This is a genomic window from Amycolatopsis sp. BJA-103, from assembly GCF_002849735.1.
Classification (GTDB): Bacteria; Actinomycetota; Actinomycetes; order Mycobacteriales; family Pseudonocardiaceae; genus Amycolatopsis.
This window is the reverse complement of record NZ_CP017780.1, coordinates 5,642,121-5,656,752: the sequence shown is the minus strand read 5'-3', so window position 1 is coordinate 5,656,752 and position 14,632 is coordinate 5,642,121. Positions and strand designations below refer to the sequence as shown.

Annotated in this window: 15 protein-coding genes; 5 read left to right on the top strand and 10 right to left on the bottom strand. The window is 69.5% G+C overall.

Features of this window, described 5'->3' with window-relative positions:
- Positions 1-58: 58 nt before the first annotated feature.
- The 3 genes from BKN51_RS24620 to cofC are packed head-to-tail and all read right to left on the bottom strand — an operon-like array spanning position 59 to position 3,997.
- On the bottom strand, positions 59-994 hold the full coding sequence (locus BKN51_RS24620; protein WP_101609845.1) for an NUDIX hydrolase: 936 nt from the start codon (positions 992-994) through the stop codon (positions 59-61).
- Positions 991-3,309, bottom strand: a complete 2,319-nt coding sequence (locus tag BKN51_RS24615) for an RNA degradosome polyphosphate kinase (protein WP_174720451.1) — start codon at positions 3,307-3,309, stop codon at positions 991-993. Before BKN51_RS24615 ends, BKN51_RS24620 begins: the two co-directional genes overlap by 4 nt.
- 58 nt (positions 3,310-3,367) lie before the next feature.
- Positions 3,368-3,997 (bottom strand): 2-phospho-L-lactate guanylyltransferase, encoded by a 630-nt coding sequence (gene cofC / locus BKN51_RS24610; protein ID WP_101609844.1) that lies wholly within the window; start codon positions 3,995-3,997, stop codon positions 3,368-3,370.
- A gap of 66 nt (positions 3,998-4,063) precedes the next feature.
- Here cofC and BKN51_RS24605 point away from each other — a divergent pair, with 66 nt between their 5' ends.
- From BKN51_RS24605 to BKN51_RS24595, 3 genes are all read left to right on the top strand, one after another.
- On the top strand, positions 4,064-4,807 hold the full coding sequence (locus BKN51_RS24605; RefSeq protein ID WP_168214384.1) for a lysophospholipid acyltransferase family protein: 744 nt from the start codon (positions 4,064-4,066) through the stop codon (positions 4,805-4,807).
- Entirely contained in the window at positions 4,807-5,832 is a 1,026-nt protein-coding gene (locus tag BKN51_RS24600) for an NAD(P)H-dependent glycerol-3-phosphate dehydrogenase (RefSeq protein ID WP_101609843.1), read from the top strand. Before BKN51_RS24605 ends, BKN51_RS24600 begins: the two co-directional genes overlap by 1 nt.
- Positions 5,833-6,091: 259 nt before the next feature.
- On the top strand, positions 6,092-6,571 hold the full coding sequence (locus tag BKN51_RS24595; protein WP_101609842.1) for a cysteine dioxygenase: 480 nt from the start codon (positions 6,092-6,094) through the stop codon (positions 6,569-6,571).
- Here BKN51_RS24595 and BKN51_RS24590 read toward each other — a convergent pair.
- From BKN51_RS24590 to BKN51_RS24565, 6 genes are all read right to left on the bottom strand, one after another.
- Positions 6,568-7,584: an asparaginase gene (locus BKN51_RS24590; protein WP_101609841.1), complete on the bottom strand. Its 1,017-nt coding sequence runs from the start codon at positions 7,582-7,584 to the stop codon at positions 6,568-6,570. The two genes, BKN51_RS24595 and BKN51_RS24590, sit on opposite strands and share 4 nt — an antisense overlap.
- A gap of 97 nt (positions 7,585-7,681) precedes the next feature.
- On the bottom strand, positions 7,682-8,506 hold the full coding sequence (locus tag BKN51_RS24585) for a class I SAM-dependent methyltransferase (protein ID WP_101609840.1): 825 nt from the start codon (positions 8,504-8,506) through the stop codon (positions 7,682-7,684).
- Positions 8,503-8,883, bottom strand: coding sequence for a VOC family protein (locus BKN51_RS24580; RefSeq protein ID WP_101609839.1), 381 nt, complete (start codon positions 8,881-8,883; stop codon positions 8,503-8,505). The genes BKN51_RS24585 and BKN51_RS24580 overlap by 4 nt, the downstream gene beginning before the upstream one ends.
- Positions 8,884-9,041: 158 nt before the next feature.
- Positions 9,042-9,779, bottom strand: a complete 738-nt coding sequence (locus tag BKN51_RS24575; protein ID WP_101609838.1) for an FAD:protein FMN transferase — start codon at positions 9,777-9,779, stop codon at positions 9,042-9,044.
- Positions 9,776-10,201 (bottom strand): FMN-binding protein, encoded by a 426-nt coding sequence (locus BKN51_RS24570; RefSeq protein ID WP_101609837.1) that lies wholly within the window; start codon positions 10,199-10,201, stop codon positions 9,776-9,778. The genes BKN51_RS24575 and BKN51_RS24570 overlap by 4 nt, the downstream gene beginning before the upstream one ends.
- An 18-nt stretch (positions 10,202-10,219) precedes the next feature.
- Positions 10,220-11,566, bottom strand: coding sequence for a ferredoxin reductase family protein (locus tag BKN51_RS24565; protein ID WP_101609836.1), 1,347 nt, complete (start codon positions 11,564-11,566; stop codon positions 10,220-10,222).
- A 146-nt stretch (positions 11,567-11,712) separates the two neighbouring features.
- On the opposite strand from BKN51_RS24565, the gene BKN51_RS24560 reads away from it, so the two are divergent.
- Both BKN51_RS24560 and BKN51_RS24555 read left to right on the top strand, forming a co-directional pair.
- A complete protein-coding gene (locus tag BKN51_RS24560; RefSeq protein ID WP_101613432.1) occupies positions 11,713-12,411 on the top strand; it encodes a response regulator transcription factor in 699 nt (232 codons plus the stop codon).
- Positions 12,408-13,844 (top strand): sensor histidine kinase, encoded by a 1,437-nt coding sequence (locus BKN51_RS24555; protein ID WP_101609835.1) that lies wholly within the window; start codon positions 12,408-12,410, stop codon positions 13,842-13,844. Before BKN51_RS24560 ends, BKN51_RS24555 begins: the two co-directional genes overlap by 4 nt.
- A 78-nt stretch (positions 13,845-13,922) precedes the next feature.
- Here BKN51_RS24555 and BKN51_RS24550 read toward each other — a convergent pair whose 3' ends face one another.
- On the bottom strand, positions 13,923-14,576 hold the full coding sequence (locus tag BKN51_RS24550; protein ID WP_101609834.1) for a pyridoxamine 5'-phosphate oxidase family protein: 654 nt from the start codon (positions 14,574-14,576) through the stop codon (positions 13,923-13,925).
- Between the last annotated feature and the right edge of the window lie 56 nt (positions 14,577-14,632).

Genomic DNA, 14,632 nt, shown 5'->3' with positions numbered 1-14,632 from the left:
GTGAAAGCCCCCTTCTCTGCTGAGCCGAGGGAAGGGGGCCTTCACGCGCAAGAAAGCGTCAGGGATGCGCCGGAGCAGGAGTGGGCAAAGGCGACGCGAAGTAGTCCGCGGCCACCAGTACCGGCCCGTCCTCCTCGGTCGGCGCCCGGAAAGACAGAACCCAGAACGAGCCCTTCTTCGACGGCACCACACCGCCTCGCGCGGCGGGCAGGTCGACGCCGTCGCGGTCGGCCAGCGCGCTGACGACGTCCGGGATCACGCCGCCCTGGCTGGAGATCACCGGTGTCCCGCCGTCCCCGGCGATGGCCAGCAACCGTGCGACACCGAGCACGGGATCCGGCCAGTAGCCCTCTTCCGACAGCAGTGGCTCGTGCCGGATCTCGGTTTCGAGATCCTCGGCGAGCCCGTTGACCGTCTGGACGCACCGGAGCCGCGGCGCCGAGAGGACCCTGCCGGGCGCGTAGTGCTTCAACAACGAACGCAGTGCTTCCGCCTGACGCTGACCCGCTTCCGAAAGCGGGCGCAGGTCGTCGTCACCGTTCCACTCGTCCCGCTTACCGGCCTTGGCGTGCCGTACCAGGATCACCGTGGCGAGTTCGGGCGGCAGTGCGGAGAACTCGCGCAGCACCCGGACGTCCCCCGGCCGCGTCAGCAGTTTCTCCGCGGTCTCCGCGTCGAGCCAGCGCAGTTCGTCGACCTCGTCGTTCGGAGCGAACGAGCCGGAAGCCGCGTGGGCGGCGAAGTAGTCGACGGTCTTGGGGGAGCCAGCCACGGTGTACTCGGTCCGGAACAGATAGCGGCCGAGCACCGCCTCGAATCCGGTCTCCTCCTGGATCTCCCGGACCGCCGCTTCCGCGATGGTCTCGCCCGGATCCAGCTTTCCCTTCGGCAGCGACCAATCGTCGTAACGGGGCCGATGGACCAGCGCGACCTCGGTCCGGTCCCCGTCGCGACGCCAGAGGACGGCCCCCGCCGCCCGCACGATCCCGCTCATCCGGCGGCTCCGTGCCGCTTCGCCAGTTCGACCTGATGATCGCGGACGTCGTCGCCGGACGCGGGGAACGGGGTCCACTCACCGGTCGAGTTCAGCACCCAGCACCGGGTCGCCGGATGCAGCGCCGATTCGAAGATGTAGTCCAGTTGCGCCGTCAGCTTCGGTTCCTTGACCCGCACCAGCGCCTCGATGCGACGGTCCAGGTTGCGGTGCATCATGTCCGCGCTGCCGATCCAGTGCGTGCCGCCCGCGCGGAAGTTGAAGATCCGCGAGTGTTCCAGGAAACGGCCGAGGATCGACCGGACGTGGATGTTCTCGCTCAGCCCCTCCACACCCGGCTTCAGCGCGCAGATGCCGCGCACGACGATGTCGACCGGCACCCCGGCCTGCGAAGCGTGGTACAGCGCGTCGATGATCTGTTCGTCGACGAGCGAGTTGCACTTGAGCCGGATCCCGGCGGTCTGCCCGGCGCGCGCGAGTTCGATCTCCTCGCCGATCGCGCGCACGATGCCGCGGCGGATCCCGTGCGGCGACGTGAGGATGTTGCGGTAGGTGTCCTGGCGGGAGTACCCGGTGAGCACGTTGAACAGATCCGTCAGGTCCGCGCCGATCGTCGGGTCGGCGGTCAGGATGCCGAGGTCCTCGTAGAGACGCGCGGTCTTCGGGTTGTAGTTGCCGGTGCCGATGTGGCAGTAGCGGCGGATGGTCGAACCCTCCTGGCGCACCACCATCGACACCTTGCAGTGCGTCTTCAGCCCGACGAGGCCGTAGACCACGTGGACGCCCGCGCGTTCCAGGGTGCGGGCCCAGGTGATGTTGGCCTGCTCGTCGAACCGCGCCTTGATCTCGACCAGCGCGACGACCTGCTTGCCCGCCTCGGCGGCGTCGATCAGCGCGTCGACGATCGGGGAGTCGCCGGAGGTGCGGTACAGCGTCTGCTTGATCGCCAGCACCTTCGAGTCCGCGGCGGCCTGTTCGATGAACCGCTGGACGCTGGTGGAGAACGAGTCGTACGGGTGGTGCACGAGGACGTCGCCCTCGCGCAGCGTCGCGAACACCGACTTCGGCGTCTCGCGCTCACCGAACGCCGGATGCGTCGCGGGAACGAAAGGGCGGTCCTTGAGTTCTTTCCGGTCGACGCCGGAAAGCTGGTGCAGGCAGGTCAGGTCCAGCAGACCGGGCACCTCGACGACGTCGCGCGGGTCGACCTCCAGTTCGCGCAGCAGCAGTTCGAGCATGTGCTCGCTCATGTCCTGGGCCACTTCGAGCCGCACCGGCGGGCCGAACCGGCGCTGGGCCAGTTCGCGTTCCAGCGCCTGGAGCAGATCCTCGTCCCGGTCCTCTTCGACCTCGAAGTCCGCGTTGCGGGTGACCCGGAACGCGTGGTGCTCGGTGACCTCCATCCCGGTGAACAACTCGCCGAGGTGGGCGGCGATCAGTTCCTCCAGGGGAAGGAAGGTCGCGGTGCGGCTTTCCCTCGGCTGCTGCTCGATCCGCATCAGGCGCGGCACGTTGCTCGGCACCTTGACGCGCGCGAACCGTTCGGTGCCGCCCTCCGGGTCGCGGACGGTCACCGCGAGGTTGAGCGAGAGGCCGGAGATGTAGGGGAACGGGTGCGCGGGATCCACGGCCAGCGGTGTGAGCACCGGGAAGATCTGCTCGCTGAAGTAGTTGGACAGCCGGAGCTGGTCGGCGCCGGTCAGGTCGTTCCAGCCGACGATGTGGATGTCTTCGTCGGCCAGCTGCGGCCGCAGGTGCAGTTCGAAGGCGTTCGTGTGCCGCTCGACGAGATCCTGGTTCCGCTTGGCGATGTAGGCCAGTTGCTCGCGCGGGGTGAGCCCGTCCGCGCTGCGGACCGGGAGCCCCGTCTCGTCACGGCGCTTCAGCCCGGCGACCCGCACCATGTAGAACTCGTCCAAATTGGACGCGAAGATCGCCAGGAACTTGCCGCGTTCGATGAGCGGCTGAGATTCGTCCTCGGCCAGCGCGAGCACACGCGCGTTGAAGTCCTGCCACGAGAGCTCACGGTTGAAGTACCGGTCATCGGGCAGCGTCTCGACGGCGGTGGGCGCCGACGTCACCGCGGGAGGCGCGGCGGGCAGCGCGCGGAACTCCTGTGCGGGACGGCTCGCCGCCCCGCCGCGGGTCGCGCGGGGAGTGCGGTGATTGCCGGTGCTCTTCACCACGGGACCGGTCTTCCGCGCCCTGGCGGGTTTGGCCGCCGCGCTGGTGTCCGGTTCCGGTTTCGCGGCGGAGGTCTTCCGCTTCCTTGCCGAGTTCGGGGTGCCGCCGTCGTTTGTGCTCACGGGCTTCATTGTTCACCACTCGGCGCGATTATGTGCGCCGCGCGCGGGTCCTCGGGGTGAACTCTCGTCACATCACCACGCAGGGTGTTCCCAACAGTGTTGAAGTGCGCTTTCCGGCACCGAGGGTGCGGACGTGAGCGAGATCATCCGCGGTGTCCACGTCCGCGCGGAGTGAGTCCGCGGGAAGGGTGAGCGGGGTCGCACCGGAGGCGGTGTGCGCCCGCGCGGATCCCTCGCCGAACCGGGGTGCCAGCGCGCGGCCCGCCCCCGCGAGCAACAGCGTCGTGCCCGTTCCCTGCCGGTCCGCGACGAATGCCCGATGCCCGGCGGCTTCGGCGAGCGCGGCGGTGAGGTCCTCGGTCCGCAGCGCGGGCAGGTCGGCCTGCAGGGCCCCGACGAGACCGGACGGTGTGTCCCGGCGCAGCAGCTCTTCGCCGTACCGCAGTGCCGCGTTCAACCCGCCCCGCGACGGCTCGGTGACGATCTCGACGCCCAGCTCGGTGAGATCCGCCACGGACGCCGGGTCCGCCGCGATCACCAGCACCCGGCGGACCCCGTCCGCCGAGGTCGCCGCGGACAGGGTGTCGTAGGCCAGCGCCAGCACCAGTTCGGGGTGCCGCTCGGGAACGACCGCGCCGCGAAGCCGCGACTTGCCCTCCGCCGGTCGTTTCATCGGCACGATCAGGTCGATGCCCATACTGTCCACATCTCTCTTCTTACCCGACCCTCCCTGGACCCCGCTCGCGTGCGCGCGGCAGGATCAGTGCTCTGGGACGGCACGCGCGACTTGGAGGAGGACGAATTGGCCCGGCGTGAGAAGGGCGGCATCTGGGTTGGCATCGCCGCCGCACTGTTCTACCCGGCGACGGCCATCGGCAAGCGGGTCTACCGCAACGCCGAGCGGATCCCCCGCGAAGGCGGCGCGCTGCTGCTGCTCAACCACGTGTCCCACATGGACCCGGCGGTGGACGCGGTGTTCGTGCACCGTCAGAAGCGGGTGCCGCGGTTCCTCGGCAAGGAGAGCCTGACCAGGACACCGGTCTTCGGCAAGATCTTCGTCGGCGCGGGCCAGATCCCGGTCTCGCGCGGTTCGGCCGCCGCCGGTGACAGCCTCAAGGCCGCCCACCAGGCGTTGCGTGACGGCAAGGTCGTGGTGATCTATCCCGAGGGGACGATCAGCAAGGACCCGGACGGCTGGCCCAAGAAGCCGTTCACCGGTGCCGCGCGCCTCGCGCTCGAGACCGACGTGCCGGTGATCCCGATCGCCCGCTGGGGCACGAACCACATCTTCAACGGCTACACGAAGAAGTTCACGCCGTTCCCCCGCAAGAAGATCACGCACCTGGTCGGCGAGCCGATGGACCTGTCCGCCTACCGGAACGGTTCCACGCGCAGCGCGTCCAAGCTGCGCGAGGTCACCGAGCTGATGATGACCGAGATCACCGCGCTCCTGGCGGAAATCCGCCAGGAGGAACCGCCCGCGAAGAAGCCGGGGGACGACGCCTGATGGCCGGAACCGCCACCGAGGTCCAGCGCCTGACCGTGCTCGGCGCGGGATCGTGGGGGACGGCGTTCGCCAAGGTGCTCGGCGACGCCGGCCGGGACGTGACCATCTGGGCCCGGCGGCCCGAGGTCGCGGCCGAAATCCGGGACCGGCATCGCAATTCATCCTATTTGCCGGATATCGACCTGCCCGCGCGGATCACCGCGACGGCGGATCCGGCCGAGGCGCTCGACGGCGCGCAGGCCGTGGTCCTCGCGGTGCCGAGCCAGACGTTGCGGACCAATCTGTCGGAGTGGTCCGGCCTGCTGCCCTCCGACGCGATCCTGGTGAGCCTCGCGAAGGGCGTCGAACTGGGCACGCTCAAGCGGATGAGCGAGGTCATCGCCGAGATCGCCCGCGTCGACGACGGGCAGATCGTGGTCGTGTCCGGGCCGAACCTGGCTAAGGAGATCGCGCTCGGGCAGCCGGCGGCGGCGGTGCTCGCGTGCACCGACCACGACAACGCCAAGGCGATCCAGCAGGCGAGCTTCAACCAGTACTTCCGGCCGTACACCAACACCGACGTCGTCGGCTGCGAGCTGGGCGGGGCGTGCAAGAACGTCATCGCGCTCAGCTGCGGGATGGCGGCGGGGCTGGGGCTGGGCGCGAACACCGTGGCCACGCTGATCACCCGGGGGCTCGCCGAGATGGCGCGGCTCGGCGCGAAACTCGGCGCCGACCCGCTGACCTTCGCCGGGCTCGCGGGCGTCGGGGACCTGGTGGCGACGTGCTCGTCGCCGCTGTCCCGCAACCGGACCTTCGGCGAGCGGCTCGGCCAGGGCGAGACGCTGGAGCAGGCGCTCGCGGCCACCGGCGGCCAGGTCGCCGAGGGCGTCAAGTCGTGCACGTCGATCCGGGAGCTCTCGAAGAGCCTCGGCGTCGACATGCCGATCACCGACGCGATGCACCGCGTTTGTCACGAAGGTGTCGACCCCCGGCGGGCGGGCGCGGAGCTGCTCGGGCGGTCGCAGAAGCACGAGTGGTCCTGAACAAGACCGCAGGATCGCGACAGACCGGGTCCGATTCGTGCTGCGAGCATGGTCGGCAGGTGCAGAACTCACGGTCCACGGTGTGAGATCGGTTGACCGCCGGGATCCGCACTGGTTCGCTGAGGGCATGTTCGCACGTGGGATGACTGTGTCGCGGGGCCTCTCGGGTCTTGGTGCGGTCGCGTGCGCGTGTCTCTGTTGTCGGTGAACCCCGCCCCGGCCCAGTTCGACACCTTCCTTCCTTTGCGAGGACTCCTTCATGTTCGCCGTCCCGGACAACACGCTCGTCATTCCCGAAAACCCCGCCCTGCGTCACCCGGTGCGGGTCGCGATCGAGTACGCCGCGGACCGTGACCGCTGGCGGCACCTCCTGCGCTACGACCCCGAGGCGCGCTTTTCCGCCCTCGTCGACGCCGACGAACTGCAGGAGATCTGGTTGATGAGCTGGCTGCCCGGCCAGCACACCGACCTGCACGACCACGAATTCGCCGCGGGCGCGTTCACCGTGGTCAGCGGGCAGCTGAGCGAGACCGTCGCCCGGCACGCGTCCGACGGGCGGGCGGTGACGGAGCTGCATTCGCTGGCGGAGGGCCAGTCGCGCGTCTTCGGTCCCGGCTACATCCACGAAGTGCGCAACGACGGCCCGGATCCCGCCGTCAGCGTGCACGTCTACCGGCACCAGACCCGCACCATGCGCCCGTACCACCTGGACCCCATCTCGGGCCCTATCCGGGACTAGCCCTGGGTCAGGTCGCCGCGCAGCCGGAATTCGGCCTCGACGCGCTCCCGGGAGGCACCGGTGGCGAGCAGGGTGTGCAGCAAAAGCCGGGATTTGCGCGGGTCGAGCCAGCCCGCCATGGTCGCGCCCATCGCGATCAGGTCGGACTCCGAACCGCGGAAGCCGTAGGTACCGCGGAACGTCGGCCCGGCGCCGGTGCGGCCGGCGACCACGATCGGCAGATCGGGGAGCGCGCGCTCGATCACGTCGGCCGTCCCGGCCGAGACGTGCCCGGCGCCGTTCGCGGCGAGCACCACTCCCTTGAGCCCGGCCTTGACCAGCGTCTCCAGGAGTTCGCCGGTGTCCTCGACGCCGCTCTCGAGGATCGGCACCAGCCCGGCGAAGTCCGCGTTCTCCAGGGACAACGCCGTCGGCCGGGCGGCGACCGGATGGAAGTAGTGCACCGCGCCCTCCGCGAGCAGCCCGAGCGGGCCGGCGGGATTCGACGAGAACGCCTCGACGTGGCTCGAATGCGCCTTGCGGACCCAGCGCGCGGCGTGGACGTCGTCGTTGAACGCGACCAGCGAGCCGCGGCCCCGGCTGCGGGGATCGGCGGCGACGGTGAGCGCGGCGAGCAGGTTCGCCGGACCGTCGGCGCTGGGCAGGCTGGGGTTGCGCATGGCGCCGGTGACGACGATCGGGGCCTCGGAAGCCCAAGTCAGCTCGAAGAAATACGCGGTCTCTTCGAGGGTGTCCGTGCCCTGGACCACGACGACGCCCTCGGCGCCGTCGGCGACGGCCCGCGCGGCCCAGTCCCGGGTCCTGACGAGGGTCGCGAAGTCCATCGAAGCGCTGGAAATCCCCGCGAGGGTCTCCGCCCGGACGTCCATCGCCAGGTTCTCGCCCAGCTCGCCGAGCAGATCCGCCGCGGTGAGCCTGGGGACCGCGTGGTCTTCACCGTCGCCGGGGACCATGGAGATGGTGCCGCCCAAGGCGGCGACGGCGACCAGCGGCCGCCTGAACTGACTCGACATGTGCCCCATTCTTCACTCAATCACCGCGATTAGTCCTCTGGTTGCGGTAGTTGGCGGTCCGAACCACCGCAACCAGAGGACGAAAACGCGGAGGGTTTCAGGCGCGTTTGAACGCTTCGATGGTGAAACTGGCTGCCAGCCGTTGGGGATCCTTAGTCAGCCGCCATTCCTCTGTCGCCTCGTCGAGGGTCATGAACCCGGGCAGCGCGTTCCACGGCACGCTGTCGTGCTCCACCAGCTTCGTCAGCGTCAATCCCGCGTCGAGCAGCGAAGTGACGATCTCACCCAGCCCGTGGTTCCATTCGTGCGTCCGGTTGTGCTCGAACGACACGTCGGTGTCCACATAGGTCCCCGGCTCGTCGAACACCAGTGGCTCGGCCTGCTCGAAATACGGGTAGTGCGGGGTGATCAGCGGCTGGGTCTCGTCGAGGGTGCCCAGCATCGGATGCATGTCCCGGATGAACAGCCGCCCGCCCGGCTTCAGCAGCGAGCCGACGACCTGTCCCCAGCGGGCGATGTCGGGCAGCCAGCAGATCGCCCCGATTCCGGTGTAGACGAGGTCGAACTCCCCGGCGCCCAGCACGTCGGCGGCACTGTACACATCGGACTCGTGGTACTCGATCTCCGCGCCCGTCTCGGCCGCCAGCCGCCGCGCGATCTCCAGCGCGGGTGCGGAGAAGTCGAGCCCGGTCATCCGCGCGCCGAGGCGGGACAGGGAAAGCGTGTCGGTGCCGATGTGGCACTGCAGGTGGACGCCGCGCGCACCGGAGACGTCGCCGAGCAGCGGCCGGTCGAAGGTGACCACGCCGCTGAGATGCGCGGGGTCCTTCACGAACCGTTCGTAGCCGTAATCCGCCGACGCGGCGTGCGCCGGAGCGCGTTCGTCCCAGTTCGCGCGGTTGACGGTGACGTAGTCCGTCACGAGGTCGCGGCCTTCTCGGCGGCGCTGCGCAGCACGCAGAATTCGTTGCCCTCGGGATCGCCCAGCACGGCCCAGCCGGTGCCGTCCGGATTGCGCCGGTCGTGCAGCAGGGTCGCGCCCAGCGCCAGCACGCGTTCCACCTCTTCGTCGCGCGGGATGTCGGGCTCCAGGCAGAGATGGATCCGGTTCTTCACCGTCTTGGGCTCGGGGACCTGCCCGAAGAACAGGGTCACGCCGTTGTCCAGCACGATGATCGCCTCGGGATCGCCGGGCACGTCGTCCTCGGCCATCGGCTTGCCGACGACGCCACTCCAGAACCGGCCCAGTTCGTAGGCGTCGGCGCAGTCGAAGAAGAAATTCTGTACGACAGAGGTCATGGAGCCGCAGTCTGCCCGAGCCCGCGAACCCCGGCCAACGGTTTAAGGCCAGCGGGACAAGACGTCCTGCCGGGTAGTAGGTCCGTGAAGGCCTCCTTCCCTACTTTCAGGGTAGGGAAGGAGGCCTTCACGACCAGGCGAAACCATCACGTCACGACTCAAGCCAGCCGCAGCCCCGGCGACCGGTGCACCTGCCGTTCCGCGTCGATGACCAGCACCTGGCACCCCGGCTGCGAAGCGACCCAGGCGATTCCCTCGGTTCCCATCGCGAAAGCGGCCGTGGCCAGGGAATCCGCCGTGACGAGGTCGTCGGCGGTGACCGTGACGCTCAGCAGCCCGGTCGCCGGGCGCCCGGTCCGCCCGTCCAGGATGTGCGCCCCGCGCTCGTACTCCGCCGACGTCGCGACGGCACCATCGGACGACTCCACCACGGCGCAGATCGCGTTCGGCCGTTCGGGATGCCGGATGCCGACCCGCCAGGCGCGGCCGGGTTCGGGTTCGCCCGCGGTGACCACGTCCCCGCCGGCGTTGACGCAGAAGACGTCCAGGCCCTCGGCCAGCAGCAGTGATGCCGCCCGCTGCACCGCCCAGCCCTTGACCACCGCGTTCGGGTCGAGCCGCCGTCCGGGGAGCCGCGCGGTGAACGCCCCGCCGGACAGCCGTTCGTAGTGATCGCACAGCGAAAGCACCTCGAGCAGGTCGTCGCTCAGCTGGGAAGGGGCGAGTTCGCCGCGGTCGTAGCGGCAGACCTCGCTGTCGGCCCTGAACGGGCTGAACCGGGCGTCGACCTCCCGCAGCCAGCCGAAGACGCCGTCGATCGCGTGGTCGACGAGGGCGCCGCCCGCCCGGACGTCGACCGAGACCGGCAGCCCCATCACCTGCTCGACGCGGTTCATCTGGCGTCCAGCGCCGCCTGCAGCGATTTGACGTACGACTCGCTCGTCGAAGTCGCCCCGGAGACGGTGTCGATGTCGGCGCTCTGCGCGGTCAGCGTTTCCTGCTGGAGCACCGGGATCGCGTCGACCCCGCGCCCGCTGGTCGGCCGCCGCAGCAGCCGGACGTCGGCGATCTTGTCTTCGGCCGAGATCACCAGTTGCACCTGGACGGTGCCGTACCGGTTGCTCTCCACCGAACCGTCGACGGTGCGTTCGGAGCCTTCGGAGGCGCCACCGTCCGAAGAGGACACGGTGGACGGCGCGGGCGCCGGTGCGGCGACGGCCACGGTCTCCGAACCGAGCGGACCCGGTTCGTACAGCCAGACACCGAGGAAGCCGAAGGGCGACAGGGCGACCGTGGCGGCGACGATGGTCTTCTTCATGATCGGGGACTCCCTGGCTCAGGCGGCGAGACTGAAACGTTCGGCGTGGACCTGACCGGCGGGTACCTGCAACTCCCGCAGGCTGCGCAGCGTCGCCGAGGTCATCCCGGGCGGGCCGCACACGAACACGTCCCGGTTCCGGACGTCCGGCACCATCCGCCGCAGGCTGTGCGCGCCGAGAATCGGACCGTGCGGACCGGCCAGATCGGACGGTCCACTGAGGACCCGGACGACGGCGCCGCGTGCCCGCGCCAGCCCCATCAGCTCCGGCAGCAGCACCGCGTCGTGCTGGGTGCGGACGCGGTAGAGCACCACGACGTGCCCGGAGATCTCCTCCAGCAGCGCGCGGATCGGCGTGATCCCGACACCGCCGGCGACCAGCAGCGCGTCCGGTTTCTGTTGGTGCATCGTGGTGAACGCGCCGTACGGTCCTTCGGCGAACACCCGGGTGCCGACCTTCAGCGATCGCAAGGACGCGCTGCCGTCACCGGCCGCCTTCGCGGTCAGCCGCAGGGTGCGGCCGTCCGGCGCGGCCGACAGCGAGAACGGATTGGCCTGCCACCAGCGATCCCTGGTCATGAAGCGCCACAGGAAGAACTGGCCCGCCTTCGCGGGCATCTTGTCGAGGTGCTTGCCGGTCATGTACACCGACACGGTGTCGTGGGATTCGGGGACCACGGCGACGACCTTCAACTGGTGACGCAGGTTCCGCGCCAGTGGCAGAATCACGCGGCCGGCGACCACGGAGCCCAGCGCGACGCCCCACATCGCCCACCAATAGGCCTGCGCGCCCGGCGAGGACGCGAACGATCCGCCCAGCGCGATCTGATGGCTGAACGCCAGAACGACCGCGGCGTAGGTGTAGAGGTGGATGAAGTGCCAGGTCTCGTACGCCAGACGGCGGCGGGCGAAGCGCGCGGAAACGGCGCCGACGAGCAGGATCAGCGCGAACGCGACGACCGCGCGCAGGATCCCCTCCAGTTTGGTCACCATCGTGACGAACTCGTCCACCACGCCGTTGTCCTCGACCTGCGCGTAACCGAAGAGGATGAAGACGAAGTGCGCGAGCAGCGTCCACAGGAGGCTGAACCCGGTCCAGCGGTGCCAGACGGTGAGCCGGTCCATGCCGAGGCGGCGGTCGAGCCACGGCAGCCGGGCGACCAGCAGCAGCTGGAACGCCATCGCCAGCGCCCCGTAGAGCCCGGCCAGCCTGCCGATGCTGATGAGGACGTTGTCCGACGGCCCGGCGGCGAAGAAGAGCAGGGTCACGGCGGCCACGTTGGCCCCGATGAAGGTCAAGAGCCCGGCGCGTGCGGCGATCCTGGGACGGATCGCCGGGCGCGGTTTCACGGCGGTCTGCGTCATGGTTGTCACACGTGGTCCCTTCCGGTCCGGTTCAAGTGCTGAGCCTGCTGTGCCAACCTGTGACCTTTCTTGGCGGAAGCTGTCGGCTTCCTGTCGTGTGCCCTCCCGCCTCGCTCTCGCGCGCGTGTTCACGGAGGATGGGGTTCGTGAACACCGAAAACCCCGTCCGCCTGCTCGTGGTGGACGACGAGCCGCATATCGCCGACCTGGTGGCCACCGTCGCCCGGTACGAGGGCTGGCAGGCCGTCACCGCCGGATCGGGCGAGGCCGCGCTCGCCAAGGCCGCCGAATTCGTGCCCGACATCGTCGTGCTCGACCTCATGCTGCCGGGGATCGACGGGTTCACCGTGCTGGACAAGCTCCGTGAGGCCGGGACGGCGGTGCCCGTGGTCTTCCTCACCGCGAAGGACGCGACGGCCGACCGTGTCGCCGGGCTCACCCGGGGCGGCGACGACTACCTCGTCAAGCCGTTCTCCGTCGAGGAACTGATGGCGCGGCTGCGTGCGGTCCTGCGGCGCAGCACCAGCCAGTCCAGGGCGGCCGCGGTACTGCGGGTCGGCGACCTGACCCTGAACGAGGACACCCGCGAGGTCGCCCGCGACGGGAAACCCGCGGAGCTGACGCCGACCGAATACGAACTGCTGCGTTATCTCATGCGGCGTTCGCCTTCGGTGCTGACCAAGGCGCAGATCCTCGATCACGTCTGGGAGTACGACTTCGGCGGCCGGTCCAATGTGGTCGAACTCGTCATCTCGCATCTGCGCCGCAAACTCGACGACGGCGGCGAACCGCTGATCCACACCGTGCGCGGCGTCGGCTACGTCGTCCGGCAGGCGGCGAGATGAAAATGCTGCGCCGGTGGTACGACGCCTGGCGCCGATCGAGGCTCGGGACCCGGCTGGCACTCGGGCTCGGTGTCCTGGCGCTGATCGTGTTCGCCGTCGTCGGCACCGTGATGGTCGGCATCATGAAGGGCTACCTGAACGACCGGCTCGACGAACAGCTCGCCAAGACCCAGATCAGCCAGGTGCCCTCGTTGCGCACCACGCACGGCGGGAAACCGCAGCAGGCCTACGGCTGGTTCTCGGCGGTCTTCTCGGTACAGAACGGCGACGCGCTGCCGCAGGCGGGTGGTTCTCTCCCGCCGGACACGAAGGCTCTCGCGAAGGTCGCGGAGGACGCGACGCAGACCGAAGTGCTGCGCACGGTCTACATCGAGGACAAGGGCACCTACCGGGTCCGGGCCTGCCCGATCGAGCGCGACCAGAACATCGTGCTGGTCAGCGCCGCGCCGCAGGCGGACCTGGACCGGACGGTGAGCCAGCTGGTGATGGTCGAGGTCGTCGCGTTCCTGCTGGCGCTGGCGGTGCTGGTGATCGCGGGACGGCTGGTGCTGCGGCGCGGGCTGCGGCCGCTGAGCGACATGGCCGGGACGGCGCACGACATCGCGTCGCACGATCTGACCACGAACGCCGATCTCCCGGTGCGCGCGCGGCCGAACGGCGGCGGCGCCGAGGTCGAGGAACTGCGGACGGCGTTCAACCTGATGCTGGCGCACCTCGATTCCTCACTGGTCGCGCGCCGGGAGGCGAACGAACGGCTGCGGCGGTTCATCGCCGACGCCTCCCACGAACTGCGCACGCCGCTGACGTCGATCCGTGGCTACGCCGAGCTTTTCCGCTACGAGGCGGCGAACGAACCCGCCGAACGCGAGGCGCATCTGTCGAAGATCCGGGAAGAGACCCAGCGGATGAGCGTGCTCGTCGACGACCTCCTGCTCCTCGCGCGCCTTGACGCGCCGGAGAGCGAAGCGCCGCTACGGCTGGTCGATGTCGACCTCGCCGAACTGCTCACCGACGCGGGCGAGGCCTTCACCGCCGGGCGCCCGGAGCATCCGCTGACCCTCGGCCCGCTTCCGGAAGGTGTTGTCCTGCAAGCGGATCCGGTCCGGCTGCGGCAGGTGCTGGACAATCTTCTGGCCAACGCGGCGGTGCACACGCCACCCGGGACGGCGGTCACGCTGTCGGGCGCCGCCTCGGGCGCGGAGGTCGTCCTGCGGGTGAGCGACGCCGGGCCGGGGATCCCCCCGGAAGCGCGGGAACGCATCTTCGACCGGTTCTTCCGGGTCGACACCGCCCGCACGCGCGGCAACGGCGGGACCGGGCTCGGGCTTTCGGTGGTGCGCTCGCTGGTTTCCGCGCACGGCGGGACGATCGAGGTCGAGAGCGTGCCGGGGGCGACGACGTTCACCGTGCGGCTGCCCAGGCGGCTCTCGTAGCGCTTCGCGGAGTGCTAGGAAAGGCCCGTTACTGGCAAATTTTGCCAGTAACGGGCCTTTCCTAGCGTCGGCTACCCCCTACCCGACGCGAGTCTTCACGTGGTCCGGCACCGTCCACTCCGAAACCAGGTCCGCCGACGGTTCCGGTTCCCCGAAAACGGTCCGCACCGGCAGCACCCCCGCCCACGACAGATCGGCCGAGACCTCGTCCTCGGGGTCGTCGGGCCCTTCGCCGCGCATCTTCACCGAAGCCTCGGTGAGGTCCAGCTCCAGCACCGAAACCGACGCGAACTCCTTCGCGTTGACGTCCCGCGCGTGCTCCCACGAGCCGGGCGCGAGGTGGTCGGTCAGCACCCGGAGGCCGTGCATCTTCCGGTCGGCGTCGGTGACCGCGGCCGCCTTGCCCAGGATCACCGCGCTGCGGTAGTTCATCGAGTGGTTGTTGACCGAGCGCGCGTAGACGATGCCGTCGAGCAGCGTCACCGTGACGCAGACCTCGACGCCGTCGGAGTCGCGCATACTCTTCGCCCCGGTGGATCCGTGCAGGTAGAGCGTGTTCCCGTCGCGGCCGTAGCCGGTCGGGATGACCAGCGGGGCGCCGTCGCGCACGACGCCGAGATGGCAGATCAGGGCTTCGTCGAGCACCGCGTACAGCGCCGAGCGGTCGGTGAGCGCGCGGTTCTTCTTGCGGCCGAGTGTGGTCCGGTCGGTGGGAGAGAGCGGGGTGGACATGCGAGTAGTCTCACCCACGAGAGTGGACTGTAATAACGTCCAATTCTCCTATACTT

Excerpts from the sequence above, each read along its gene's own strand:
- BKN51_RS24620 (WP_101609845.1), bottom strand. The coding sequence starts at position 994 with ATGAGCGGGATCGTGCGGGCGGCGGGGGCCGTCCTCTGGCGTCGCGAC.
- BKN51_RS24615 (WP_174720451.1), bottom strand. The coding sequence starts at position 3,309 with ATGAAGCCCGTGAGCACAAACGACGGCGGCACCCCGAACTCGGCAAGG.
- cofC (WP_101609844.1), bottom strand. The coding sequence starts at position 3,997 with ATGGGCATCGACCTGATCGTGCCGATGAAACGACCGGCGGAGGGCAAG.
- BKN51_RS24600 (WP_101609843.1), top strand. The coding sequence starts at position 4,807 with ATGGCCGGAACCGCCACCGAGGTCCAGCGCCTGACCGTGCTCGGCGCG.
- BKN51_RS24595 (WP_101609842.1), top strand. The coding sequence starts at position 6,092 with ATGTTCGCCGTCCCGGACAACACGCTCGTCATTCCCGAAAACCCCGCC.
- BKN51_RS24590 (WP_101609841.1), bottom strand. The coding sequence starts at position 7,584 with ATGTCGAGTCAGTTCAGGCGGCCGCTGGTCGCCGTCGCCGCCTTGGGC.
- BKN51_RS24580 (WP_101609839.1), bottom strand. The coding sequence starts at position 8,883 with ATGACCTCTGTCGTACAGAATTTCTTCTTCGACTGCGCCGACGCCTAC.
- BKN51_RS24575 (WP_101609838.1), bottom strand. The coding sequence starts at position 9,779 with ATGAACCGCGTCGAGCAGGTGATGGGGCTGCCGGTCTCGGTCGACGTC.
- BKN51_RS24570 (WP_101609837.1), bottom strand. The coding sequence starts at position 10,201 with ATGAAGAAGACCATCGTCGCCGCCACGGTCGCCCTGTCGCCCTTCGGC.
- BKN51_RS24565 (WP_101609836.1), bottom strand. The coding sequence starts at position 11,566 with ATGACGCAGACCGCCGTGAAACCGCGCCCGGCGATCCGTCCCAGGATC.
- BKN51_RS24555 (WP_101609835.1), top strand. The coding sequence starts at position 12,408 with ATGAAAATGCTGCGCCGGTGGTACGACGCCTGGCGCCGATCGAGGCTC.
- BKN51_RS24550 (WP_101609834.1), bottom strand. The coding sequence starts at position 14,576 with ATGTCCACCCCGCTCTCTCCCACCGACCGGACCACACTCGGCCGCAAG.